The organism is Enterobacter sp. 01-M-02-SI-ECC, assembly GCF_047530595.1.
Classification (GTDB): Bacteria; Pseudomonadota; Gammaproteobacteria; order Enterobacterales; family Enterobacteriaceae; genus Enterobacter; species Enterobacter cloacae_M.
In genome coordinates, this window is sequence record NZ_JBLKCZ010000005.1 from 1 (window position 1) to 25,304 (window position 25,304).

Below are 25,304 nucleotides of genomic sequence, written 5' to 3' on the forward strand. Positions count from 1 at the left end.
AGCCCGCCCTCTCGGCGCATCCCTGCGCCTCGCCTCGGCCTTACGGAAACGCCTCGGCGATTTACAGCCGGACCAGGGCATCGCTGTAAGCCATTAATTTTTCTGAAGCAACATTCATCGCTTCAGGTTAAAAAATTACCGGGGATCCCTCAGCCCCACAGAGGAGAGGAGATGCATAGCGGTTATTTCTTCAGCCCCGCAAACGCCGCCCGAATTTCTTCTTCCGGCAGCTGTATGCCTATAAACACCATCACGCTGTGCGGTGCTTCCTCGCCCCAGGGTCTGTCCCAGTCGGCGCTGTACAGGCGCTGCACGCCCTGGAACAGCAGGCGGTTTGGCTCGCCGTCAATCCATAGCATCCCTTTGTAGCGCAGCAGCTTGTCGGCAAACGACAGCAGCAGGTTTTCCATCACCCGCGAAACCTCGCCGATGTCCACCGGGTAGTCCAGCTCCACCACAATCGACGCCACGTCGTTTTGCTTGTCTCCCATAAAGTGGAAGCGCGGTTTCGCGGTGACGTTCTCTTCCAGCATAAAGCCATTGGTGTTGAACAGCTGAGACAGATCGATGTCGCCATGCGTCACCGTGTAAACCGGCGCGCGGGAGTTAATGCGCGTCAGGCGCTCGCGCAGTTTTTCGCTTTCGCCCGCCACGTCGGTTTTGGTCAGCAGGATGCGGTCGGCGTAGCCCACCTGAGACTGGGCGATGGTGAACTGGTTCATCTGCTCGTCGGCGTGAACCGCATCCACCAGGGCAATCACGCCGTCCAGCAGGTAGCGCTGGCAGAGGATCTCGTGAGAGAAAAAGGTCTGAATAATCGGGCCGGGGTCGGCCATGCCGGTGCATTCGATCACCAGGCGGTCAAAGTCGATCTCGCCGCGATCGCGGCTGTCGAGCAGGTCCAGCAGGGCGTCTTCTAATTCGTTAGAGCGGGTGCAGCAGATGCAGCCGTTGGTCAGAGTTTTGATCTGGGTGGCGCGATCGCCGATCAATTGATCGTCAACGGAGACCTCACCGAATTCGTTTTCGATGACGGCGATTTTGAAGCCGTGCTGTTCGTTCAGGATGTGGCGCAGCAGGGTGGTTTTACCGGCGCCGAGAAAACCGGTCAGCAGGGTAACGGCAATCGGGGTCATGGTCTCTCCTTTAGCAGCAGCGGACGCCGCCTTCTCCACTTCCGCCGTAGCGCGCTTCCTGACGCTCGCGGAAGAATTCGGTGTAGGTCATGTACGGCTTATCCGGATGGTTGGTCTTCATGTGCTCAACGTAGTTGTCATAGTCCGGAATGCCAATCAGCATTTTCGCCGCCTGACCGAGGTATTTTTTTGCTTCGCCTAAGTTACCAAACATTGTGGGTTCCAGACAGAAAAAGCCCGGCGATGTGAGTCCGCTGGGCTTATGTTTCCCTCATCCCAGCCCTCTCCCAAAGGGAGAGGGCTGGGATTGCGGATTAATGGTGTGAAGAGGTCTTCACGCCGCCTTCCGGCACCGGCACGTACGGGGTTTCTTTATCCGTACGGCCGTCGGCGTTGCGAACGTTCAGCCAGGTTTTGATGCCGTAGAAGATGATGCTGTACACCACCACCAGGAACAGAATGCTCAGACCCGCGTTGGTGTAGTTGTTCACCACGATATGGTTCATGTTGGCAATCTGCTGCGCGGTAAGGTCCGCGCCGCCTGCGGCAATCTTCTCTTTGTACTGGTTAGCCATGAAGAAGAAGCCTTCCAGCTGCGGGTTGGCGCTGAACAGCTTCAGGCCAAGCGCCCAGGTGGTGCAGAGCAGCAGCCACAGCGCAGGAACAACGGTTACCCAGATGTATTTGGTGCGCTTCATCTTCACGAGGACCACGGTACCCAGCACCAGAGCAACGGCTGCGAGCATCTGGTTAGAGATACCGAACAGCGGCCACAGGCTCTTCACGCCGCCGAGCGGGTCGACAACGCCCTGATACAGCAGGTAGCCCCACAGTCCGACGCAGCCCGCAGTACCCAGAATGCCCGCTACCAGAGAGTCGGTTTTCTTCAGGAACGGCACGAAGTTACCGAGCAGGTCCTGCAGCATGAAGCGGCCCGCACGGGTACCGGCGTCCAGCGCGGTCAGGATGAACAGCGCTTCGAACAAAATACCGAAGTGGTACCAGAAGCCCATGTCCGCCCACGGCAGCACCTTGTGGAACACGTGTGCGATACCCACCGCCAGCGTCGGTGCACCACCGGCGCGGTTCAGCACGGACGGTTCGCCGATGTCCTTCGCCGTCTGCATAATCTGCTCCGGCGAAATCACGAAGCCCCAGGAGCTAACGGTCGCCGCCGCGTGTGCGCTGGCGTCCTTCAGCTGCGCCATAATCAGCGCCGCGTTGTCACCGCCCATTTCGTGCAGGTTTGGCATGGTGATGCCGAGGCCCGCCGGTGGGGTGTTCATCGCGAAGTAGAGACCCGGTTCGATAATGGAGGCTGCAACCAGCGCCATGATCGCCACGAAGGACTCCATCAGCATCGCGCCGTATCCGATCAGACGCGCGTCTTTCTCGTTCGCCAGCAGCTTAGGCGTGGTACCGGAGGCAATCAGGGCGTGGAAGCCGGAGACCGCACCGCAGGCGATGGTGATGAACAGGAACGGGAACAGGGCGCCTTTCCACAGCGGGCCGGTACCGTCGATGTACTGGGTCACTGCCGGCATTTTCAGATCCGGGTTAATCACCAGGATGCCGATCGCCAGACCGACGATAACGCCGATTTTGAGGAAGGTCGCGAGGTAGTCACGCGGGGCCAGAATCAGCCAGACCGGCAGCAGCGCTGAGATAAACGCATAGCCAATCAGCGCGAAGGTAATGGTGGTGTCCTTGAAGGTCAGCGCCGGGCCCCAGTACGGGTCGTGCGCAATCACGCCGCCGAAGTAGATGGAGGCCACCAGCAGCACGATACCAATCACCGACACTTCGCCCACGCGTCCCGGACGCAGGAAGCGCATGTAGATACCCATGAACAGCGCAATCGGCACGGTTGAGCATACGGTGAAGACACCCCACGGGCTTTCGGCCAGCGCTTTCACCACGATCAGGGCCAGCACCGCGAGGATGATGATCATAATCAGGAAGCAGCCGAACAGGGCGATAGTCCCCGGCACGCGGCCCATCTCTTCTTTGACCATCTCACCCAGAGAGGCCCCGTTACGGCGAGAAGAGATAAACAGCACCATAAAGTCCTGCACCGCACCCGCCAGCACCACGCCGGCGAGCAGCCACAGGGTTCCCGGAAGGTAGCCCATCTGCGCGGCCAGCACCGGGCCCACCAGCGGGCCTGCGCCGGCGATAGCGGCAAAGTGGTGACCAAACAGCACGTAGCGGTTGGTTGGCACGTAGTTCAGGCCGTCATTGTTAATGACCGCCGGGGTGGCGCGCGTCGGGTCGAGCTTCATGACCTTCTGCGCGATGTACAAGCTGTAGTAGCGATAAGCAACAAGATAGACGGAAACCGACGCGACCACGATCCACAGGGCGCTTACGTGTTCGCCCCGGCGTAATGCGACAACCGCCAGACAGAAAGCGCCGAGGATCCCGAGTAAGGCCCAGGGCACGTGCTTCAGTAGTTTTTTAGTATCCATAGTAAGACCTGGTTTTTTATGTAAAGAAAAAAGGGTCAGGGTTCGTTGTGAGGAGGTATTGATTAATGCTGGAGCGATCGTGCCAGATCCTCGCGCGTGTAAAGGACGGTAAATGAATGAGTGGTTGAAAGTGCCGGGTGAGCGGTCAAAGGGGGTGACGAGCGGTTCCGGCTCGCCGCCAGGGGGCGAAATTATGTGATTGAGATCACTTGATTATTCGGATTACGCTCCACGGCCAGATAGTTCTCCAGGGTTCTAATCAGTTTTTCCTTCAGCCAGTTCGGTTCCAGAATCTGAATGTGGGGCAGCCAGTAGAACAGCAGCGGCAGGATCTGGTTCTCGTGCGCCGCCTGGCAGCGCAGCGTGACGCCGCCCTGTTGCTCCTCCACCAGCTCCTGTTCCGGCAGAAGATCGCGGCGCAGGAAGTAATGTGAAATATTATCTTTGATAAATATTTTCACTGCGAAAGTATTTTCAGAGACCCAAGGGTCGAGGCTTTTCTCCAGCAGCTCAAGGACATTTTCTTCGGGCGTGAAGGTCGTTTTCTGAATATCAAACCAGCTAATCTGGCTCAATGAGAAGGATTTCAGGCGGCTATTTTCGGTGGCTTGTAAATACCATATATTTTTTTTGTTAATGAGTTTATAGGGATTAATCAGACGGGTTTTCCCCTTATAAACGATCTGACAAACATTATGGTTTTTAATCGATTTCTCGATTTTCGTTAAATGACGGCGAATATCACGTTCTACCGTGTGTTCTGCCTCATTGCCAAGAATAAGAATATGGTTTTCGTCAACGCGCGTTTCGAGCTTCTGCCAGAATTCCGTATTTCTTTCAGGGAAAAAGCTGTCAGCATTCAGGAAGTTAGCAAGGGTGTGATGTAAGCCTTGTCCGCCGGGCGATTGCGCAGAATGGATCAGTCGATATAGCCCGTTACCGGTATGTTCAACAATAGGAGATAGGGCATTTAAATCCCGGTAGACGGTACGCTCGGTAATTTTAAATTTTTCCATTAGCGCACTGCGGTTTACCACACCGTTTAAATGTAGCTCAACCAGAATATCGACCAGACGTTCAGCCGAGCGGCTCCGCGTCGTTTTAGCCATAAGGTCATCCTGTATATTTAGGTATGCGCTGAATGATGCGGATGCACTGACAAAGGGTGTCAGTATTCAGTCACAGAAAATTTCTCTTATGGTTATATAACGGCGTGATTTAGCGGAAACCTTAGGAGTTTTTGTAGAAAGCGGCGCTGGCCGAAGAAAAAGGCCAGCGCGAGGGGGGATCACACGGCGGCTTCCGCCTCCAGCATGACCGGGTGGAAGCGGCGCTTGAAGTAGATCAGACCGTGTCCCGCGTCACTCAGAATGATGTTCTTAACTTCAACAAGGTAGACAAGATGCGTGCCGATGGTTTGCACCTGGCTAATCTCGCCTTCAAGGCTGGCGAGCGCGCCCTTGAGCACCGGCTGCGCCAGCGGCCCTTTCTGCCAGCAGGAGAGGGCAAAGCGCTCCTCCATCGTCATACCGGTCATCCCGGCGAAATGGCGAGCCATGATCTCCTGCTCGTGGTTCAGTACGTTAACGCACAGCCTGCCGTTGCCCTGAAATACCGGATTCATGGCGCTGTTGGCGTTGATGCACACCATAACCGACGGCGGGGTGTCCGTGACCGAACAGACGGCGGTGGCGGTAATGCCGCAGCGGCCGGCCTCGCCCTCGGTGGTGACCACATTAACCGCAGCCGACAGGCTGCTCATTGCGTCGCGAAAACGCAGGCGTTGTTCATCTGAATGCATTGCAACCTCCCGCTGCGCTATTTCAGCAGCTTGTCGAGCATGTTGATATCGCTGTTGTTGTGCAGGTGCGGCACCGTCCAGCCGTGCTGGTCGTACTCGGACATGCAGCGGTCGACCATCGCCATCATCTTGTCCATGTTGCCGGAGCTCTGCGCTTGGCGCAGACACTGCAGGCGGATCTCATCCTGGCTCCCGGAGTAGTTGATTTCGTACAGCTCGTGACGACCGCCAAACTCGCTGCCGATGGCGTCCCACATCAGCTTCAAAATCTTGATGCGTTCGACGTGATCCATCCCGTTGGAGCCGCGCACGTATTTCGCCAGATACTGGTCGATCTGCGGGTTGTTCAGATCCCGGGCGCTGGACGGCAGGTAGATCAGACCGGACGTCACGTTACGCTCGATGATGTTCTTGATCTTGGCGTAGGCCATCGGCGCCATCACGCGGTAGGTTTGCAGCGCGGCGTGATCCGGCAGATACGCGCCGTTCACCCACGGGGTAGCTTCGGAGCACATCGAGTCGCTCAGCGCCCAGAACATGTTGCGCCAGGCCACCACTTCGCCGAGATCCGCCTGCACGCCGCGGAACTCCAGGGTACCGGTGCACTCCAGGGATTTCTTCAGCAGGGCGGTGATGAAGTCGAGCTTCACCGCAAGGCGCACGCAGGCCTGCAGCGGGTACATTCGCGCAAAGCCGCCCTCCATCGTCCAGCGACGGCAGCGGTCGAAATCGCGGTAGATCAGCACGTTTTCCCACGGGATCAGCACGTGATCCATCACCAGGATCGCATCGTTTTCATCAAAGCGGCTGGAGAGCGGGTAGTCGTACGGGGATCCGGTTGCGCCTGCCACCATCTCGTAAGAGGCGCGGGAGATCAGCTTCACCCCCTCGGCGTCCATCGGCGCGACGAACATCAGCGCGAAGTCCGGGTTTTCGCCCATCACCTGCGCGGATCCGAAGCCGATCATGTTGTAGTGGGTCAGCGCCGAGTTGGTTGCCACCACCTTCGCACCGCTGACGATGATCCCGGCGTCGGTCTCTTTCTCCAGCTTGATGTAGACGTCTTTCACCTCGTCCGCCGGCTTGTGGCGGTCGATCGGCGGGTTAACGATGGCGTGGTTGAAGTACAGGCCGGTTTCCTGAATGCGCGTGTACCAGCTGCGGGCGTTCTGTTCGAACTGGCCGTAGAAGGCCGGGTTGGCGCCGAGCGCGCAGCCGAACGCGGCTTTGTAGTCCGGCGTGCGGCCCATCCAGCCGTAGCTCAGGCGCGACCACTCGGCGATGGCGTCGCGCTGCTGGCGCAGGTCGTCGGCGCTTTTCGCCACGCGGAAGAACTTGTGGGTGTAGCCGCCGCTGCCGGTGTCGGTGCCCCAGCAGAGGGTATCCTGCATGTCCGGCTTGTGAAGCGCGTCGTACATCTGCGCGATGGAGGCCGCCGCGTTGCGAAACGCCGGATGGGTGGTGACGTCTTTGACGCGCTCGCCGTAGATGTAAATCTCACGGTCGTCCTGCAGGCTTTTTAAATACTCTTCGCCGGTTAACGGACGTTTGGCATCAGCGCGGAAATCTTCAGGCTTCATAGGGACCTCGTATCGGAATAGGGTTGTTAAATTTATGTTTTGTTTTTGTTGTTTAATTGAAGCCTGAGAGGGGCGGAACGTGAAGGGACGATTGGGACAACGGCGGGTACTTTTCGCGAGAGATCGCAGAGTGTGATTTTCCTCACCCTAACCCTCTCCCAAAGGGAGAGGGGACGGTTAATCCCTCTCCCTTTGGGAGAGGGCCGGGGTGAGGGGAACAGGCGATACCGGTACTTTCTGCGCCCGATACGCGCTCGGCGAGCACCCCACTAAGCGGTTAAAAAACCGGGCAAAATAGGCCGGGTCCTTAAACCCCAGCTGCCAGGCAATGTCGCTGACCGCGCTGTCGGAGAAGAGCAGCAGGCGTCTGGCCTCCCGCAGCTGGCGGTCGAAGATCAGCCGCTTCGGCGGGCGGTTGGCAAAGCGGCGGCAGATATCGGTCAGGCGGGATTCGGTCAGGTGCAGCTCGCTGGCGTATTCCGGCACCGTCCAGTGCTGGTGGTAGTGGATGTCGATCAGCTGGGTAAAGCGCTGGAACAGCTTCAGTTCGCCGCGCATGCCGCCTGAAGCGTGGTCGTCAAGCTTCGCGTTGCGCAGCAGCAGGGTAAAGACCGCCTGCGCCAGCAGGACCAGCGTGTGTTCGCGCCCCGGCAGCTGTTCCGTGGATTCCCGGGCAATCAGCTGCCAGTAGTGCTTCAGCGCCGCCAGCTCGTCCGGCTTATCCGCCAGCGAGAGGCAGATCCCCGGCAGGCCAAATGCTTCCCGCGTGCCGGGGTAGAGCACCTCCAGCAGCGGCCAGATCAGATCCTCGCGCACCGTCAGCACGTGCCCGTCGCTGTCGGATTCGGTGATAAACGCGTGCGGCACCGACGGCGGCGTGAGGACGAACAGCGGCGCCTGCACCGAGTAGCGGTGATCGTCGAGCTGGAGTTCAATCTGTCCGGTATCGAGAAAGTGCATCTGAAAATACTGGTCGTGACGATGCGCCTGCATGTCGCGGCCAAAAAAGGCCGCCATGCGGGCGAACGACTGGTAGTGCACGTCGTCGGTGCCCAGACTTTCGTCGTATTCCTTGCTGATGTCGATGTTGGTAATGGGGTTCTGGCACATGGCGGCTCCCTAGTGGATCTTCTGCGCCGCGATGCCCGGCTCGCGCTCAAGGCTTTCGCGCTGCGTCATCGGGATGCGCGTCAACACCAGCGCGCCGACCACCAGCAGCCCGGCCACGAACCACAGCCCGGAGCTGAAGCTGCCGGTCGCGTCGCGCAGAATGCCGATCAGCAGCGGGCTAACGGCGGATCCGACGTTGCCGATGGCGTTGATCACCGCCAGCGCCACCGCGCGGGACTTCAGGCTAATCACCCGATCCGGCGTGGTCCAGAATATGGCCATGGCGGTAAAGGATCCGGTTGAGGCCATAATGATGCCAAGCAGCTGGATCAGGCTGTGATCGGTGGCCGAGGCCAGCATCCATCCCGCCGCGGCGAACAGGTACGGCAGGATGGTGTGCTTTTTTCGCTCTTTCAGCCTGTCGGAGCGTCGGCTCCACCAGATCATCCCGAGAATGGTGCAAAACTGCGGGATCGCCGCCAGCAGGCCGATGACGATATTGCTGCTTCCCGTGTTGAAGCTTTGCAGGATCTGCGGCGTCCAGATGTTGATGGCGCTGAGCGTGTTGGTCAGGCAGAAGTAGGCCAGCGTGTAGAGCAGCACCGCCGGGGTCAGCACTTCGCGCAGCGTCGAGCGCGGCGTGACGGATTGGGCAACGGCGACCTCCTGCTCGCGGGCGATCATCGTTTTCAGCGCCTGCTTTTCGTCGTCGTCCAGCCAGGTGGCCTGATCAGGCGTGTCGTTGAGGTAAAACCAGGTCACCACGCCGAGCACCACCGACGGCAGCCCCTCCAGCAGGAACAGCCACTGCCAGCCCTTCAGGTTCCACAGCCCGTCCATCGCCAGAATATAGCCGGAGAGGATCGAGCCGAGCATCATGGTCACCGGCATGGCGATCATAAACAGCGCGTTGGCGCGGGCGCGGTGATAGGCCGGGAACCACCAGGTGAGGTAGACCAAAATCCCCGGCAGGAAGCCCGCTTCGGCAATGCCCACCAGCATGCGCAGGACGTAGAGCGTTTCAGGGCTGGTGGCGAACATGGTGCAGGTGGAGGCGATGCCCCACACCACCATGATCCCGGCGATCCAGCGCCGCGCGCCGATCTTCGCCAGCATGATGTTGCTCGGGATCCCGCACAGCACGTAGGTGACGTAAAACAGCGTTGCGGCCAGGCCAAACATGGTCGACGTAAGGCCCAGATCTTTGCCCATCGTCAGCCCGGCAAAGCCGATGTTGATGCGATCGAGAAACGAAAAGACAAACAGGATAAAGAGAAAGACGATCAGGCGTCGGAACAGCTTGTTAATGGCGCGATGTTCAACAGCTTTATTATCATGAGTTTGCAGGGGAGAGGTCGTCATGGTGCGCTCCAGATCTTACGTTTAGTAGACGGATTTATTGTTATTAACTGACGTAACCGGTTGTTCGATAAAACGTGCCGCCAGCGCTTCGGCGCTGCGGGCGAGCAGGGTGGTGTCGACGCCGACGGCGACAAACAGCGCGCCAAGCTCGAGGTAGCGTTTCGCCAGCGGCTCGTTCGCCATCAGGATGCCGGGCGCTTTGCCCGCGCTGAGGATCTGCGCGATAGCCTGCTCGATGGCGGCCTGCACCTCCGGGTGCTGCGGATTGCCGGCAAAGCCCATGTCGGCGCTCAGATCCGCCGGGCCGATAAACACGCCGTCGACGCCTTCCACGTCCAGGATCTGCGGCAGGTTTTTCAGCGCCTCGCGAGTTTCAATCTGTACCAGCACGCACATGGCGTCGTTGGCCTGCTGCAGGTAATCCGGGACGCGGTTCCAGCGCGAGGCGCGCGCCAGGGCGCTTCCGACGCCGCGAATGCCCGCGGGCGGGTAGCGGGTGGCACGTACCGCCAGCCGCGCTTCGTCGGCGTTTTGCACCATCGGCACCAGCAGGGTTTGCGCCCCCACGTCCAGCAGCTGTTTGATCTGCACCGGGTCGTTCCACGACGGGCGCACCACCGGCTGGCTGGGATAGGGCGCGATGGCCTGTAACTGGGCTAAGACAGTTTGCACATTATTCGGCGCGTGCTCGCCGTCGATCAGCAGCCAGTCGAAGCCTGCCCCGGCCAGCAGCTCAGCGCTGTAGCTGCTGGTGAGCCCCAGCCATAAACCGATTTGCGGGCGGCCCGCCTTCAGCGCCGCTTTGAATGCGTTTTGCATGGTCCTCTCCTAAACAAAGCGGCAGCTGATGGAGCCCATGTTGCCGTAGTCGACGTGGAAGGTGTCGCCTCTGCTGGCGGGCACCGGACGGGTAAACGAGCCGCCGAGAATAATCTGGCCGGGCTCAAGCTGCACGTCGTACGGTGCCAGCTTGTTCGCCAGCCACGCCACGCCGTTCGCCGGGTGGTTAAGCACGCCTGCGGCGACGCCTGTCTCTTCGATCATGCCGTTGCGGTAGAGCAGGGCGGAGATCCAGCGCAGATCCAGTTCGTCGGGCTTAATCGGGCGGCCGCCGAGGATCACCCCCGCGTTGGCGGCGTTATCGGAGATGGTGTCGAACACCTTGCGCGGGCGCTGGGTTTCCGGATCAACGTTGTGACAGCGGGCGTCGATCAGCTCCAGCGCGGGGATGACGTAGTCCGTAGCGTTGTAGACGTCGAAGATCGTGCAGTTCGGGCCGCGCAGCGGTTTCGCCAGCACGAAGGCCAGCTCCACTTCGATGCGCGGAACGATAAAGCGATCGACCGGGATGTCGCTGCCGTCGTGGAAAAACATGTCGTCCAGCAGCGCGCCATAGTCCGGCTCGCTAATCTGCGAGCTGGCCTGCATCGCTTTGGAGGTCAGGCCGATCTTATGGCCCTTCAGCACGCGGCCTTCGGCGATTTTCAGGCTGACCCATTCGCGCTGAACGGCGTAGGCGTCATCAATGGTGATCTCAGGGTAGTCCAGCGAGATCGCGCGGATCTGCTCCCGGGTTTGTTCCGCCTGATGCAGGCGGTGGGCGATCAGGGTATGGGTGTGTTTGTCGAGCATGGCGATATCCTGTTTTACGTTTGTTTTCTCCCTCTCCCCGTGGGAGAGAGCCGGGGTGAGGGCATCAGGCCGCAGAGATTTCCCCTCACCCTAACCCTTTCCCAAAGGGACAGGGGGCTGGCCGTGCCGGTATTACTTAAACAACGCGTGCACGTTGTTTTGTTTGTAATTGAGCGTCGGGTGCAGCTCGTCGAGCTCGAACGACAGCGCCAGATAGCGGTCGGCCATCAGCTCCGCGAAATGTGCCTTGATCAGCGCAAAAAGCATCTCCCCCACGGCTTCCCGGCTCTCCAGGCTGCGCCCGGCGCCAATCTTCAGCGTCATATGCACAAAGGCGTAGTCGTGCCTGCCGTCGGCCATCTGCCAGGTGTCCAGCCAGTGGGCGCGGCTGCGGATGCCGCCGATGGGGAAGATGCCCGTGGCGGCCAGCGCCTCGTTGACTTTGGCGAACAGCCCCGGCAGGTCCGCCTGCTCGCGGATGTTGTCGGTACATTCAGCAATAAAGTGCGGCATGGTGACTCCTTACGCGGGCAGCGGGAAAACGGCGTTAACCTGGCCGGTGCCGGAGCTGGCGAACAGCTCGGTGAGGAACTCCACCTTACCGTCGTACTGGTCCCAGCCGAGCATCCCCAGCAGCATCACCGTGTCGTGCATGTTGCCCTCGCCGTAGCAGTAGTCGGCGTACTCCGGCAGCATGCTGCAGAATTCTTTGAATTGCCCCTCGCGCCACAGCTTCACCACGCGCTCGTCCATCTGACGGTCGAACTCGCGGGTGTAGCTGTTCATCCCTTCCTCCGCGCGCTGGTCGTCGATAAAGCGGTGCGATAGCGAGCCGCTGGCGAGCACCGCCACGGTGCCGTCGTATTTCTCAATGGCGCTGACGATGGCCTCGCCCAGCCTGCGGCTGTCGGCGAAGTCGTGAACCGTGCAGAACGCCGAGATGGAGACTACTTTGAAGTGTTTATCCGCGTTCATGTAGCGCATCGGCACCAGCGTGCCGTACTCCAGCTTTAGGCTCGGGATGTTGTGCGCTTTGGCGCGCACGCCGAGCTTCACCGCCTCGTCGGCGATCAGCTGGCCGAGTTCCGGGTTGCCGTCGTAGTCGTAGGTCATGTCGCGGATAAAGTGCGGCAGCTCGTTGCTGGTGTAGACGCCCGCAAAATGGTCCGCACAGTTGATGTGGTAGGCGCTGTTCACCAGCCAGTGGGTGTCGAACACGATGATGGTGTTCACGCCCAGCTCGCGGCAGCGCTTGCTGATTTCTTTATGCCCGTCGATGGCCGACTGGCGGCAGCCGTGGTTTTTCCCCGGCAGCTCGGAGAGGTACATCGACGGCACGTGGGTGATTTTTGCCGCTAGCGCTAATTTACCCATGGTCAGATCCCCCACTTTGGAATCGGATGGTCGCCCATGGAGATGCAGACGTTCTTCATCTCCGCGAACACTTCAAAGCTGTACTCCCCGCCCTCGCGGCCGGTGCCGGAGGCCTTCACGCCGCCAAACGGCTGACGCAGGTCGCGCACGTTCTGGGTGTTGACGAACACCATCCCCGCTTCGATATTCCGTGCCAGGCGCAGTACCTTGCTGACGTCCTGGGTCCAGATGTATGACGCCAGGCCGTACTCCACGTCGTTGGCCAGGCGCAGCCCTTCCGCTTCGTCCTTAAACGGCAGCAGGCAGGCCACCGGCCCGAAGATTTCTTCCTGCGCCACGCGCATGCGGTTGTCGACGTCCGCCAGCACGGTTGGTCGCAGGAAGTTGCCGCCCTTCAGGTGCGCAGGCAGGTCGGTCGGTTTGTCCGGGCCGCCTGCCAGCAGGGTTGCCCCTTCTTCAATGCCGAGGCGGATGTAGCCGGAAACCTTCTCCCAGTGCTGCTGGCTGATGAGCGCGCCAATCTGGGTATTCGGATCGGTCGGATCGCCTACGCGCAGGCGGTTGGCGCGCTCGGCAAATCGCTTCACGAATTCCGGATAGATACTCTGCTGGATGAAGATGCGCGAGCCCGCGGTGCAGCGCTCGCCGTTGATCGAGAAGATAGTGAACAGGGCGGCGTCCAGCGCGCGCTCGATGTCAGCGTCTTCAAAAATTAGCACCGGGGATTTGCCGCCCAGCTCCATGGAGTACTTCTTCAGCCCGGCGTTTTTCATGATGTTGCGCCCGGTGGCGGTGCCGCCGGTGAAGGAGACGGCGCGCACGTCGTGATGGCGCACCAGCGCGTCGCCCGCCGTCGCGCCGTAGCCCTGCACCACGTTGAGCACGCCCGCCGGAATGCCCGCCTCCAGCGCCAGCTCGCCCAGACGGTCGGCGGTCAGCGGGGAGAGTTCAGACATCTTCAGCACCGCGGTGTTTCCGAGAGCCAGGCACGGCGCAACCTTCCAGGTGGCGGTCATAAACGGCACGTTCCACGGCGACACCAGCGCGCAGACGCCCACCGGCTGCACCAGGGTGTAGTTGAGCATCTTGTCGTCGACCGGGTAGGTTTTGCCGTTCATCTGCTGGCACACCTCGGCGAAGAACTCGAAGTTGTGCGAGGCGCGCGGAATCAGCACGTTTTTGGTCTGGTGGATCGGCAGGCCGGTATCGGCGGTTTCCATGGCGGCGATTTCGGGCACGTTCTGGTCGATCAGGTCGCCCAGACGACGCATCAGGCGCGCGCGCTCCTTCATCGGCAGGTTGGCCCATTTCGGGAACGCCTCTTTGGCAGCGGCGACGGCCTGGTGAATTTCAGCTTCACCGCCGGAGGCGACTTCTGCCAGCACCTCGCCGGAAGCCGGGTTGGTGGTGTGGAAGTACTCGCTTCCGGCGACGTTTTTACCGTTGATCCAGTGGTTAATCTTTTTCATTTTGCAGTCTCCTCGCTGACAATTCGGTTCACCAGGCGTCCCACACCCTCCACTTCCACCACCACCTCATCGCCCGGCACCACGTCGGACAGCCCCTTCGGCGTGCCGGTGGCGATCATGTCGCCAGGCTGCAGGGTCATAAAATCGCTCAGGTACGCGATAAGGTACGGGATGCTGAAAATGAGATCGGCGGTGGTGCCTTCCTGGCGCAGCTCGCCGTTAACGAAGGTGCGCAGGGCGAGGTTGTGCGGATCGGGAATTGCCGCTTTCTGCACGATGTGGGGGGAAATGGGCGTCAGCCCGTCGCGGCTTTTTACCCGCAGGTTCGGGCGGTAGTAGTTTTCCAGGTAGTCGCGGATGGCGTAGTCGTTGCAGACCGTATAGCCCGCAACATAGTCCATCGCCTCGGCTTCGCTGACCTTACGCGCGGTTTTACCGATGACCACCACCAGCTCCGCTTCGTAATGCATGTATTCGATATTGTTCGGGCGCACCGACGTCTGGCCGTCGCCGTTGAAGGTGTTTGGCGCTTTGATAAATACCAGCGGCTCGGTCGGCGGCTTAAAGTCCAGCTCGCTGGCGTGATCGGCATAGTTCAGACCGAGGGCAAACAGCGTGGCGTGCGGCGGCGTGCTGTGCGTGATAGCGACGTCGCGTTCATCCACCACCGGGTTTTCCAGCGGCGGAAAGCCTTCTGCCAGAACACGCACGCGATCGCCCGGGCGGATCTCCACGCGGCTTTGCGGGGTGCCGAGCAGGATCGCATCGCCGGGATTGAGGGTGGCGAACTCGCTCAGGGCGCTCAGCAGTTCGGCGGCGTTACGCTGAAGATCGGCCGTGCTCCAGTGGTCCGCTTCGCGGCCGTTGATCTCGGTGATGATGGTCAGGTTATCCACGTTACCAACGGCGACAAGTTCGCCGAGCGGGCAAAATCCGTCCCGGCATTTGGCCTTGATGGCCGGGCGGTAGAAGCTCTCTTCCGGCAGGCTCACCTCGTTGGCGAGCGCATATCCCGCGATGTACTCCGCGGCGTCCTCCGGGCGCACCTTGCTGGCGGTTTTGCCCACGACCAGCGCCACCGTCGCACCGCTCAGCACCGTTTCCCCGTGAGGGAAGGGGATCGGCTCGCCCGCACGAATCACCGTGTTATGCGGCTTGATAAACCACACCGCCGTTTTCGGCGGTGTGTTGTAGGGCGCTTTTTCAAAGGCCTCACGCCAGGCTTCACGCTGGCTTTGATGGTTGAGGGCGACGGCAAAAACGGTACCTTTCATTCACATACTCCTCAGGCCGGAGGTCCGGTTTGGATTTCATTAATATGTTAATGATCTGGTTTTATGCTTTTGCTGTTTATTTCGCAATCAGAAGTGAAAGATTTGTGATGGGAGTAACAATAAATTTACATTCTGTGATTTGTTTATAGTAAAATCATAGAGTTAATAAAATTATTGGGTTTCTGTTAGACTTTTTGACGGAAAACGTGTTGTTTATAAAAACATCTTTTAGTGATTGTTTACTTGTTAATGATGTTAAGGGGAAAGGCTATGCATGATTCATTAACCATCGCGCTGCTGCAGGCGCGGGAAGCGGCGATGTCCTACTTCCGCCCGATCGTGAAGCGCCATAACCTGACCGAGCAGCAGTGGCGCATCGTGCGCGTGCTGGCTGAACATCCGTCGATGGATTTTCACGATCTGGCGTTTCGCACCTGCATCCTGCGTCCGAGCCTGACCGGCATTCTGACTCGGATGGAGCGCGACGGCCTGGTGCTGCGCTTAAAGCCGGTGAACGACCAGCGCAAGCTGTACGTCTCGCTGACCAAAGAGGGCAATGCGCTGTATGAGCACGCCCAGGCGCAGGTGGAAGAGGCGTATCAGCAGATTGAGGCGGAATATACGCCGGAGAAGATGAAACAGCTGACGGCGCTGCTGGAAGAGTTTATTGAACTCGGAAACCAGCATAACGCAGCGCGGGAAGAAGAGTAAAAACCACAAATTCCAGGATGATTTTCGTAAAGTTTTCCCTTTCCAGGCCGAAAATTCTGTATCTGTCTGAGGAAAGAGAAAACATGTTAAACCGTATCAAGATTGTCACCAGCTTAATGCTGGTTTTAGCGATATTTGGCCTTTTACAACTCACGTCCGGTGGTCTTTTCTTTAATGCCCTTAAGAATGACAAAGAGAATTTCACCGTCCTGCAAACCATTCGCCAGCAACAATCCACGCTGAACGCCAGCTGGGTAGCGTTGCTGCAAACCCGTAATACCCTGAACCGTGCGGGTATCCGCTACATGATGGATCAGAGCAATATCGGCAGCGGCGCGACCGTTAACGATTTGATGCAAATCGCGTCTGCGTCTCTGAAACAGGCGGAAAAAAACTGGGCTGCCTACGAAGCCCTGCCGCGCGATCCGCGTCAAAGCGATGCGGATGCCATGGAGATCAAGCGCAACTATGATATTTACCACGGCGCGCTGGCGGAGCTGATTCAGCTGCTGGGTGCCGGCAAAATCAACGCCTTCTTCGACCAGCCGACCCAGAGTTATCAGGACGGTTTTGAGAAGCAGTACGTGAGCTACCTGCAGCAGAACGACAAGCTGTACCAGATGGCGGTCGAAGACAGCAACAGCTCCTTCAGCCAGGCTATCTGGGTGCTGATCGGCGTCCTGATTGCCGTGCTGGTGGTGATCGTGGCCGTCTGGCTCAACATCAAGCAGACGCTGATCTCTCCGCTGAATCGTCTGATCGACAACATTCGCCATATCGCCAGCGGCGACCTGGTGAAGCGCATTGAGGTTCAGGGCACCAACGAGATGGGTGAACTGGCCGATTCGCTGCGCCATATGCAGGGTGAGCTGGTGCGTACCGTCGGCGACGTGCGTAACGGCGCGAACGCGATCTACAGCGGCGCGAGCGAAATTGCGATGGGCAATAACGACCTCTCTTCCCGTACTGAACAGCAGGCCGCTTCCCTGGAAGAGACCGCGGCCAGCATGGAGCAGCTGACGGCGACCGTTAAGCAGAACGCCGAAAACGCCCGTCAGGCGAGCCATCTTGCGCTGAGCGCCTCTGAAACCGCGCAGAAAGGCGGCAAAGTGGTGGATAACGTGGTGCAGACCATGCGTGATATCGCGGGCAGTTCGCAGAAAATTGCCGACATTATCAGCGTGATCGACGGCATTGCCTTCCAGACCAACATTCTGGCACTGAACGCGGCGGTAGAAGCGGCGCGTGCGGGCGAGCAGGGTCGTGGTTTTGCGGTGGTGGCAGGTGAAGTGCGTAACCTGGCCCAGCGCAGCGCCCAGGCGGCTCGCGAGATCAAGAGCCTGATTGAAGACTCCGTGGGCCGCGTGGAAGTGGGCTCAACGCTGGTAGAAAGCGCCGGTGAAACCATGGGTGAGATCGTGAACGCGGTGACCCGCGTAACGGACATCATGGGTGAAATCGCCTCTGCGTCTGACGAGCAGAGCCGCGGTATCGACCAGGTGGGTCTGGCGGTAGCTGAGATGGATCGCGTGACCCAGCAGAACGCCTCGCTGGTTGAGGAATCTGCCGCAGCGGCGGCCGCGCTTGAAGAGCAGGCGAGCCGTCTGACTCAGGCCGTGGCGGTGTTCCGCATTCAACATGAGCAGATGAAAGCGCGCGAGTTCGCTGCGGCTAAAGCGGTTTCCACGCCGGTGATGGCGCGTAAAACCGCGACGGCCGATTCAGGCGATAACTGGGAAACGTTCTAACCCGGTGCGTTGTGCCGGGTGGCGGCTGCGCCTTACCCGGCCTACGGTTCAGGGTTTTGTAGGCCCGGTAAGCGCAGCGCCACCGGGCGATATTACAGAGGCAGGCGCATGGCGCAGCGCGTTTCAAAGGCGAAACCGTGCGCTGTCTCTTCTTCCCTTTTCTGACGCAGTTCAGGCGTCAGCGTCGTCATTTTTTCAAACCCCAGCCGCGCATAGAACGGCGCATTCCACGGTACGTCCCTGAACGTCGTCAACGTCAGCGCTGTCAGCCCTCTTTTACGGGCATGGTCTGCCACGCAGGCGATGAGCTGCCTGCCGATCCCTTTTCCCTGCCAGTCCAGATCAACCGAGAGTTCGACAATAAACAGTGATGAAGGATGGGCCTCGGCAAGGATAAACCCGACGGGCTGGTCGTTCGCCAGCGCCAGCCAGCTTAGCCCACGTTCGGCATACTCAAGGTGCTGCTCAGCGGAAATGACCTCGCCGTCGGCAAGCCAGGCGAGATCCGGGCTTTCACGAAAGCGCTCGCCCGCCGCGCGTTCAATGGCGGGCAGGGCGATAATGTCGTTAGGGGTAGTGGGGCGAATATGAATGTGCATGGCGGCAAGTATAGCCTGACCCGTCGACATTATTCCGAGCAGATCAGCACCGGCGAGTAAAAATTGCTGATCACCAGCGCGTCTTCCGGCGTGCGCTCTATCGTCAGGAGCCTTTTATTGCCCAGCGTCAGGCCCGCGACGTACTTTTCAAAGACTCCTGGCGGCATGGCATCGTGGCTAAAACGCTCCACTTTTTGAATAGCGATCTCATACAGTTCGCCCTCCACGTGACGCCATTTAAACATCTCCTGGCGGGAAACCTCCCAGCTGCGCGGGGCATTCACCACGCTGCCGTTTAGCGTGATGTATCCCGTTTTGTCGGGATGAAAACGCATAATGATCTCACCGTCAAAGGTGAAATCGTGGCTGTCGCGCCTGTCGGAGAAGGTCAGGTTTCCATCGCAGGCTACCGAGAGCGGGGGCGTGTGGAAGTACCAGGCCAGCGCGGAGCCCAGCAGCAGCAGGTTCAGGATCAGGATTAGCCAAACTTTTTTGTGTCTCATATCACCACTCGTAATAGTAAAGCGTACGACAGGCGCTGGCTTTACCCCGCGTGAGGGAACACTGGGAGAGCACCAGCCGCCCTTCGTGGCCGTAGAAAAGCGTTCTCTGAATGTGCATGTAGAAAATCGAATTTTTCAGGCACGGAAGATGGCCGTCCTTTTGAAGCGTTTGCGCGAGCGTAATCGCCTTCCCGTGAAAAACGTCCGCCAGCGGCGTAAAGGTGTAGACCGGACAGGTGCCTATATGCGTGAGCAGATGGATCTCCCGCTGCGAGTTTTCTGGCTTGATGAGCGCGATCCAGAGGCATAGCGCAACGACGACCAGCGTGAGCGCGCCGCAGAACAGCCATTCCGGGCGAACGCGCCTTGCCGGTTTCGCCGTTTCCGCGGTCGGCGGGGCCTCCTCAAGCGGGGTGACCGTGACGTCTGCGCTGAGCATAAAGCCTGTTTTCGGTACGGTAACGATAAAGAGCTCGTCGGGAAGCAGAGTCGCCAGCATTTTGCGCAGAATGCTGATGTACTGGTTTAAGGAGTTGTTAGACCCCTGGAGCCCTCGCCGATCCCAGACTTCCTGAAGAAAGGTTTCCCGTTCGACCACGTTCCCATGATGCTGAACCAGCAGCCTCAGGATGGTATTCGCCGTACAGGTGAGGAGCTGCGCATCTTCATCCGGCGCATTGATAAGAGAAACAGAACCGTCCTCGTCGTTATAGACGATGGCGTCAGCAAGCAGGTATTTCATAAGTTCTTGTATTAAAAACAGAGATAACGAATAAAAAGAGAAGGCTTACGCCTTCCGGGCAGCACTGCTGGCTATTTTAACGCCACTGTTACCGATAACATTGATCCAGACAGGATTTTGGGTGGTTTAATAAGTCAGCGTGATAATCACGTCATCAATAAATTCCCCGGTACCGGTTGGCTGTGCCGGGACTTCGCCGTAAACGGTGTAGTTCTGGGTGCCGCCAGCGGGATTGGTGACCTGCAGCGCATCACCGCTGCTTTGATCCCCCCAGCGTTGCGTGGCCGCCTCATCCTGCCAGAGCCCGTAGCGCAGGCACTGGCCCTCGCTGTTACAGAGCTGCCGCTGACTACCGCTGGCATGGTTGCCGTTGCCCATGGCAAGGGTGAACGCGATTCCGGCCGGACAGCGCGTGGTGACGGTGGCGGTGGATCGCGTCGGGCGCAGGGTAGCGGTGCTGGTCAGGGTGCCGAAGTTAAGCGGCGTCACGCGCTCGATGTAGCATCCCTGGCTGATTTCGGCCTGCGCGCTGGTGCCGCCCTGCACCTGCTCTCCCTCAGCAGAACCGTCCGAGCAGTTTTGCAGCGCATCCTGACGCACCGCGCTGTGCCAGGCGATGCGCAGATTCATGTTGTAGTTGTAATAGTGGTATGCCGGGAGCTGGCTTTGCCCTGCCGGAATGGTAGCGATAAGCGGAAAGATACCGCTGACGTTGGCATTGCTTTTCGCGGCAAGGGTCTGCTGGATCAGGTTCCCGCTGCTGGCAGGCGCCAGCTCCTGAGAGCGCGCTGCGCCGTTAAGCAGGCGGAAGAGGAGGGTGTACTGTTTCCCCTCCTGATCCCCCTGCGAGATCATCTCAATGGGCGGTGCATCAACGCTGCTCAGGCAGACGTTGATATATTCCATCCTGCCCTCGTTGTCGACCTGGTCGGCCTGGCAGCTAAATTTGACCTCGGTGTTGACGGAGGTTGTATTGCCCGCCACGACGTTGCCAAAGTTAATGGCGGGCGTGGAGGTGATCCAGCAGGCTGCCGCCATCGCCTTCACGGACAGGACGAGCAGCAATAATAATGGCGCCCTTAATGACACAGTTGTTCTCCGATATTCTGTATTGATGACGCGGTACGCGGCGCCGGAAGCGTGACCCGGCACTCCCCCTCACCGGTCTTCACCACCAGTTCACCCGGCAGAGGCGGATCTTCAAGCCAGATAAAGCCGTCGCGTCCTACGATGGTGGCACCCTGCGGCGTTGACACGACGCTGCCCAGCGGGAGCGGCCTGCGGCGGCTGTCGACCAGCCGGGCCTGAACCGTGACGGCGTGATGGACGTTAAACTCGACTTTTACCGCGCTGCTGTTGCCCGGTCTGGCATGCATGTCGGTGACGGGTGCGATCACGTCGGCAGGCAAATCGAGCGGGTTAATGCTGACTTTGCTGTTGTGGTAACGCGGCAGGTCGGTCAGCAGGAGATAACCGTTCTTATCCGTTTCACCGGCCGGGCGGTTTTCCAGCATCACCGGTACGTGCCCAATGCCGCGCGTGGACACCAGCGCCATGCCCTGCTGGATGTAGCGCAGCGCGTGCAGGCTGCCGTCCAGCAGCGTCAGGCTACCTTCGGCTGAGGCGTACTGGTTGCCCTGGTGAGCACTTTGCTGCAGCCCAACGTGCCATTCGCCCGCCCGGCCCAGATAGCCTACGTCCGCATATCTTTCACGTCGTTCGCCAAAGCCCTGGCCCAGCTCCCATGACCAGCCGCCGGCCTCATCGTCCGGCTGGTGGCGGTAATCCATGCGCGGTTTATCCCGGCTGGCCTGGACGGAGAGCGTGTCCTCGCGACCCAATGGGACGGAAAACAGCAGCTGAACGTGACTCGATGAATCCGTAAACGAGCGGGTATAGCTCAGCGTGGTGGAGATGTGTGCCGGCAGCGACAGCGACCAGGAGGCGTTGAGGTAGCGCTGTGTGCTGCCCTGAATGTTTTGCTGTACCCAGCCCGCGCCCACGGTGCCGAAGTGGGGGACGGAGTGGCTTACCCAAACGCTGTCGCTGCGTCTGACGGGCGCAGCACCGCTCATGCGGGCGTTGTCGGTGAAATCCGCCCCGGTACGGACGGTGCTGGCTGAAATGCCCGTTCCTCTGCCGCTCCACTGCCAGCCGAGGCCCCACTGAACGCCCTGGCCGTAAGGGCTGTCGCTCACGGCAACGTGCTGGCTGACCACCCCTACGGCGGGAGAGACCAGCCAGTCAGTGCCCATACCCACGTTGCGCAGCCTGCGCTGCTGCTCCGTATGCAGCGCCAGCGTCAGGTCATTATTAACCCCATAGCGCCAGCCCGCGTCCAGCAGAGGCGAGGCGGCATAGTCGTCGGAATGCAGGGCGTAGTTTTCCCGCATCCAGCCGATGTCCAGCGAGCCGCTGCTGAGCCCTTCCGCCAGCATGCCCGGCGCGCCGTAGAGATCGAGCTGTACGGCGCGACGCTGGCCGTTGATATCGGTAATGACCACCTCCGCCTGCCCGCTTCCGGTGAAGGAGGGCAGGGTATCCAGCAGAAAGTCTCCCGGCGTGACGCGCTGGCTGCTCTGCTTAAGGCCGTCGATATACAGATCGACCGTGGAAGGCAGCACGGCCGTGTCGCTGTAGCGGCTGCGCGGTTCGGTATTGAGCTGGGGATTGAGCTCAAAATTACGTGCCCAGTGCAGACCGCCAAAGCGTACCTGCCGGCTCCAGCGGGTGCCGGTGGTGATGCTGTCGCCCAGCGCCAGCGTGGTCAGCGAGTCGGTGTTATCCCACTGCCAGCGGGTTTCGAGACGCGTGTGGGTCGGTCGACCGGCGCTGTTTTCCTCCCCGGCATGGCTTGAAAAACTGCTGCTGAACGTTCCGGGTAGCCCTCCGGACGCGGTCAGTATGGTCTGGGCATTAAGCTGGCGTTTCCCCTGCGCGTCGCTGGCGTAGAGCGCGTATCCGAGCGTGTAAGCGTTGACGGGCTGCGCATCAGGATAGCGAAACAGCGGCGTGGGCTTTGTGACGGTCAGATGCTGCTGGCCCTCGAACGCCTCTGCCTCTGCGGTAATCGACACCTGCTGGGACAGCACGTCGACATTGACCTTCAGGCCCGGCAGGGACGTCAGTTCAACCCACCCGGCGCCATCGTCCGGGGCGTGAAGCCCCAGCTTTTTCATGTCGCTGCGGCTTATCCATAGCGCATTATCCACCACCCGGCAGGCCCAGAGCTCTCCTCGCGGAGCGTGGTTCACGGTAATGGCCAGCCATTGCACGGTGTCGGCGGGTTCAGTCCGGGCTGACAGCATGAGCGGTACCCAAAACAGGAGCGCGAGAAGCGAGCGGGCGCAAGGGTATCTGGCTGGCATGGTGGTCATCATTGAGATAGACGCGTAGCGTGCTGAGCGCGTGTCGTGAAGCCTGCTTAAGCGGTAAAAGGGCGGTTTGTCCCGGGAGCACATAGCCCGCCAGGCCTTTAATCGACCCTACAACCTGCCCATCGGCCGTCAGGGCCTCAAGGTGGCTCAGGCGGATGTGGCGGTTTCCGGCGTTAAAGCAGCGGAGGGTGGCCGGCATTTCTGCCTGCTCACAGCTCAGTGCATCGTGGCTGGCTGGCGCGTCCTGGTTCCCGGCAATAAACACCGGAATCGAGTAGCGCAGCAGGAAGTGCACCGCGTTGGGATTGGCGGCACGGGACGTGGCGTCCGGCAGCTCGTCAATGACCAGCCGGTAACTTTGCTCCTGTGCACGGACGCCAGGCTGCATGACGATAATGCGCACCAGCTGCTGCTGGCCCGGCGCCAGTGATGTCATCGCCGGGCTGCTGACCACCTCCTCGGTGGCCACCAGAACATCTTTACCGTTTTTTTGCGTCCATTCGTACACCCGAATCTGCGCATGGATGGCCGCTTTCCCACTGTTAGTGAGATAGACCGCCGCTGCCCGCTGATTGCTCTGCAGGTCGAGCGTTACCGGGGCCACCTGAAGCGTGGCGGCCAGCGCGTAGCGCGACAGCAGCGCCAGCATCATGAGCCACAGAATGAAGCAGGGAAGGTAGCGACGCACGATCAGTACTCCAGTTTTAACGTGATATCGTCGCTGTAGGTACCTGCCTGGGCGGTTGTCAGCGCCCCGGCGTCAATGACGCCATACAGCGTTTCCTCCTGTTCCGCACCGTTGCCGGTATCGTCCAGGCCATTCGTGCCGGTGATTTGCGTCTGTTTGCCTTCGTCGGCAAAGAGTTTCCACGCAATCTTCTGCGCGCCCGTTTCGCCGTTTTCCGGCTTCAGCCAGAAGGTACCGTTTTCGCCGTCGTTGCTGGTGGCTGTAAGGGTGAAAGGCGTGCCGTTGGTACAGACAATATCGACCTGCGTTTTGGCCTGGATTTCGCTCGACTCATCGGAGCCGTGACGCGAGAAGTTGAGGTCGTTGGCTTTAAGGGTGCACGACTTCACGACCTCAAGTGATACGTGCATCGTCGCGCTTGCGGTACTGTCTGCGGCGATCGCAGCAGCAGGAAGCAGGAGAGCGGAACAACATACAAGGGTGGGAATAATTTTCATGATCTTATTTCCTGACGTGAGTAACAGTGCAATTACAAAGCGAATGACTGAGCGTCCAGCAGGCAGAGTTTTCGATGGAATTCCGCCAGGCTGTGACAACAGAATTTGTTCATCGCGTTACGCTTGTGGGTGTAGATCGTTTTAGGGGACTTATTCATGATTTTTGCGATGCGCACCGGACTAAATCCTTTATGGAGCAACATGCAAACCCGCCTCTCCTGATGCGAGAGCGTGGCGGCGTTTTCGATGGCGAATGTCGTGTTGCTAAAACAGTGGCTTAGCTGCGCAAATGAGAGGTTGTCCGCGACCACTCGGACCCGCTCGTTGCGCAGGCAGGCGTGAACGTCGCAGACCCGCGCGGCATCCGTAAATACCAGCCAGTTCTCTCCAGCGTGTGTATTAAGCAGCCGTTCCTGCAGGTGCAAAAGCCCTTCAGGATTAACGTCATGGATCCAATACATCTTCGGGCGCGGGGTAACGGCCGTCGAGATCATCGAAGTGAGGCCAAGCCATAAAAACGTATTCCCGCTCAGAACGATAACCTGATAACCAGCATTCGGAATGAAAGGGGTCATTTTCTACCCCACAGATAGCCCTGACCGTAATCGGCCGCGCTGGCGCGGGCCAGCGCGAAATCACACGTGGTTTCGATGCCTTCGATCAGCACCTTGCTGGCGACGCGCTTGCACTGGTGGGTGAGATGCAGAAACTTTGCCTGCTCGATCCGCCCGTTCCAGAAGGTATGTTTGTCAATTTTGATGCCGCAGAAGCGGATCTGGCTGGTCAGAAGATCGGGAAGAAGGTCTTCGCAGACATCGTCTGCCCACACTTCTATCCCCCACTGATGGAGCGTCGCGATGCATTTCCGCAGTGCCAGGCTTTGCGTATCCTCGAGCTGGACCATCGTATGGAGATCGGTGACCTCGATAGCAAGTCTCTCCGGGCAGGGTGTCTCTTCTTTTAGCCTGTCGAGGAAGTCCGTTTCCAGCAGTAAATCCGATGTCGCATTGAGATAATACTTGTCGCCATCCTTGCAAAACATGGCATGACGAAGCTGCGCAAAGAAGTGCGCTTTACGCTGCGTCGCGGGCATCGAGCTAAAGTAATCTTCAAGATTGACGTGGGGCTTTGCCGTAGACAATACCTCCCAGGCAATCACATTTTCACTGCGCAGTGCCCGGATGGATTCGAACTTATAGCCGGTTAGCATGATAAAAGTGCGTAACGCTCCGT

General features: G+C 59.4%; 25 protein-coding genes. 2 read left to right on the plus strand and 23 right to left on the minus strand.

The features are described from left to right. Positions 1-182: 182 nt before the first annotated feature. The 14 genes from yjiA to hpaG all read right to left on the minus strand — a co-directional run bounded on the left by yjiA (position 183) and on the right by hpaG (position 15,206). Complete coding sequence (gene yjiA, locus ACMWLG_RS08935) at positions 183-1,136, minus strand: GTPase (RefSeq protein WP_045400855.1); 954 nt, start codon at positions 1,134-1,136, stop codon at positions 183-185. 10 nt (positions 1,137-1,146) lie between these two features. Further along, positions 1,147-1,350: a YbdD/YjiX family protein gene (locus tag ACMWLG_RS08940; protein WP_003856610.1), complete on the minus strand. Its 204-nt coding sequence runs from the start codon at positions 1,348-1,350 to the stop codon at positions 1,147-1,149. Between the two features lie 100 nt (positions 1,351-1,450). Continuing rightward, complete coding sequence (locus tag ACMWLG_RS08945; RefSeq protein WP_023334384.1) at positions 1,451-3,604, minus strand: carbon starvation CstA family protein; 2,154 nt, start codon at positions 3,602-3,604, stop codon at positions 1,451-1,453. 191 nt (positions 3,605-3,795) lie between these two features. Then, positions 3,796-4,713 carry a helix-turn-helix transcriptional regulator gene (locus ACMWLG_RS08950; RefSeq protein WP_023310273.1) on the minus strand — a complete coding sequence of 306 codons (918 nt, stop codon included), beginning with the start codon at positions 4,711-4,713 and terminating at the stop codon, positions 3,796-3,798. 179 nt (positions 4,714-4,892) lie between these two features. Beyond that, the gene (locus ACMWLG_RS08955; RefSeq protein ID WP_023310274.1) at positions 4,893-5,405 is read right to left on the minus strand and encodes a 4-hydroxyphenylacetate 3-monooxygenase reductase subunit; all 513 of its coding nucleotides are present in this window, start codon (positions 5,403-5,405) and stop codon (positions 4,893-4,895) included. A 17-nt stretch (positions 5,406-5,422) separates the two neighbouring features. Then, positions 5,423-6,985 carry a 4-hydroxyphenylacetate 3-monooxygenase, oxygenase component gene (hpaB, locus tag ACMWLG_RS08960; protein WP_045400857.1) on the minus strand — a complete coding sequence of 521 codons (1,563 nt, stop codon included), beginning with the start codon at positions 6,983-6,985 and terminating at the stop codon, positions 5,423-5,425. Positions 6,986-7,162: 177 nt separating this feature from the next. Beyond that, entirely contained in the window at positions 7,163-8,095 is a 933-nt protein-coding gene (hpaA, locus tag ACMWLG_RS08965; RefSeq protein ID WP_045400859.1) for a 4-hydroxyphenylacetate catabolism regulatory protein HpaA, read from the minus strand. A 9-nt stretch (positions 8,096-8,104) separates the two neighbouring features. Further along, positions 8,105-9,457 carry a 4-hydroxyphenylacetate permease gene (gene hpaX / locus ACMWLG_RS08970; RefSeq protein WP_045400861.1) on the minus strand — a complete coding sequence of 451 codons (1,353 nt, stop codon included), beginning with the start codon at positions 9,455-9,457 and terminating at the stop codon, positions 8,105-8,107. Between the two features lie 21 nt (positions 9,458-9,478). Then, positions 9,479-10,276 (minus strand): 4-hydroxy-2-oxoheptanedioate aldolase, encoded by a 798-nt coding sequence (hpaI, locus tag ACMWLG_RS08975; RefSeq protein WP_045400863.1) that lies wholly within the window; start codon positions 10,274-10,276, stop codon positions 9,479-9,481. A gap of 9 nt (positions 10,277-10,285) precedes the next feature. Next, positions 10,286-11,089 carry a 2-oxo-hept-4-ene-1,7-dioate hydratase gene (gene hpaH / locus ACMWLG_RS08980; RefSeq protein WP_045400864.1) on the minus strand — a complete coding sequence of 268 codons (804 nt, stop codon included), beginning with the start codon at positions 11,087-11,089 and terminating at the stop codon, positions 10,286-10,288. 132 nt (positions 11,090-11,221) lie between these two features. After that, on the minus strand, positions 11,222-11,602 hold the full coding sequence (locus tag ACMWLG_RS08985) for a 5-carboxymethyl-2-hydroxymuconate Delta-isomerase (protein ID WP_045400867.1): 381 nt from the start codon (positions 11,600-11,602) through the stop codon (positions 11,222-11,224). A gap of 9 nt (positions 11,603-11,611) precedes the next feature. Beyond that, a complete protein-coding gene (gene hpaD / locus ACMWLG_RS08990; protein ID WP_045620716.1) occupies positions 11,612-12,463 on the minus strand; it encodes a 3,4-dihydroxyphenylacetate 2,3-dioxygenase in 852 nt (283 codons plus the stop codon). Between the two features lie 2 nt (positions 12,464-12,465). Beyond that, entirely contained in the window at positions 12,466-13,932 is a 1,467-nt protein-coding gene (hpaE, locus tag ACMWLG_RS08995; protein WP_045400869.1) for a 5-carboxymethyl-2-hydroxymuconate semialdehyde dehydrogenase, read from the minus strand. Further along, positions 13,929-15,206 (minus strand): 4-hydroxyphenylacetate degradation bifunctional isomerase/decarboxylase, encoded by a 1,278-nt coding sequence (gene hpaG, locus ACMWLG_RS09000; protein WP_045400871.1) that lies wholly within the window; start codon positions 15,204-15,206, stop codon positions 13,929-13,931. Before hpaG ends, hpaE begins: the two co-directional genes overlap by 4 nt. A 270-nt stretch (positions 15,207-15,476) precedes the next feature. Between hpaG and hpaR the strand changes: the two genes are divergently transcribed. Continuing rightward, a complete protein-coding gene (hpaR, locus tag ACMWLG_RS09005; RefSeq protein WP_023310284.1) occupies positions 15,477-15,917 on the plus strand; it encodes a homoprotocatechuate degradation operon regulator HpaR in 441 nt (146 codons plus the stop codon). A gap of 83 nt (positions 15,918-16,000) precedes the next feature. Next, positions 16,001-17,665, plus strand: coding sequence for a methyl-accepting chemotaxis protein (gene tsr / locus ACMWLG_RS09010; protein WP_045401130.1), 1,665 nt, complete (start codon positions 16,001-16,003; stop codon positions 17,663-17,665). Between the two features lie 92 nt (positions 17,666-17,757). Here the strand turns inward: tsr and ACMWLG_RS09015 are convergent, their stop codons facing one another. The 9 genes from ACMWLG_RS09015 to ACMWLG_RS09055 form a co-directional block, all read right to left on the minus strand. Next, positions 17,758-18,264 (minus strand): GNAT family N-acetyltransferase, encoded by a 507-nt coding sequence (locus ACMWLG_RS09015; RefSeq protein WP_045400872.1) that lies wholly within the window; start codon positions 18,262-18,264, stop codon positions 17,758-17,760. Between the two features lie 29 nt (positions 18,265-18,293). Then, entirely contained in the window at positions 18,294-18,767 is a 474-nt protein-coding gene (locus tag ACMWLG_RS09020; protein WP_023310287.1) for a hypothetical protein, read from the minus strand. Position 18,768: 1 nt separating this feature from the next. Beyond that, positions 18,769-19,509, minus strand: coding sequence for a winged helix-turn-helix domain-containing protein (locus ACMWLG_RS09025; protein ID WP_023310288.1), 741 nt, complete (start codon positions 19,507-19,509; stop codon positions 18,769-18,771). A 126-nt stretch (positions 19,510-19,635) separates the two neighbouring features. Next, positions 19,636-20,574, minus strand: a complete 939-nt coding sequence (locus ACMWLG_RS09030) for a spore coat U domain-containing protein (protein WP_414762979.1) — start codon at positions 20,572-20,574, stop codon at positions 19,636-19,638. Positions 20,575-20,588: 14 nt separating this feature from the next. Further along, positions 20,589-22,817: a fimbria/pilus outer membrane usher protein gene (locus tag ACMWLG_RS09035; protein WP_045400878.1), complete on the minus strand. Its 2,229-nt coding sequence runs from the start codon at positions 22,815-22,817 to the stop codon at positions 20,589-20,591. Next, positions 22,798-23,574, minus strand: a complete 777-nt coding sequence (locus ACMWLG_RS09040; protein WP_045400881.1) for a molecular chaperone — start codon at positions 23,572-23,574, stop codon at positions 22,798-22,800. Before ACMWLG_RS09040 ends, ACMWLG_RS09035 begins: the two co-directional genes overlap by 20 nt. A 2-nt stretch (positions 23,575-23,576) precedes the next feature. Beyond that, positions 23,577-24,071, minus strand: coding sequence for a spore coat U domain-containing protein (locus ACMWLG_RS09045; RefSeq protein WP_045400883.1), 495 nt, complete (start codon positions 24,069-24,071; stop codon positions 23,577-23,579). 32 nt (positions 24,072-24,103) lie between these two features. Continuing rightward, positions 24,104-24,646 (minus strand): helix-turn-helix transcriptional regulator, encoded by a 543-nt coding sequence (locus tag ACMWLG_RS09050; protein WP_045400885.1) that lies wholly within the window; start codon positions 24,644-24,646, stop codon positions 24,104-24,106. Next, positions 24,643-25,281 carry an EAL domain-containing protein gene (locus tag ACMWLG_RS09055; RefSeq protein WP_045400888.1) on the minus strand — a complete coding sequence of 213 codons (639 nt, stop codon included), beginning with the start codon at positions 25,279-25,281 and terminating at the stop codon, positions 24,643-24,645. The genes ACMWLG_RS09050 and ACMWLG_RS09055 overlap by 4 nt, the downstream gene beginning before the upstream one ends. Between the last annotated feature and the right edge of the window lie 23 nt (positions 25,282-25,304).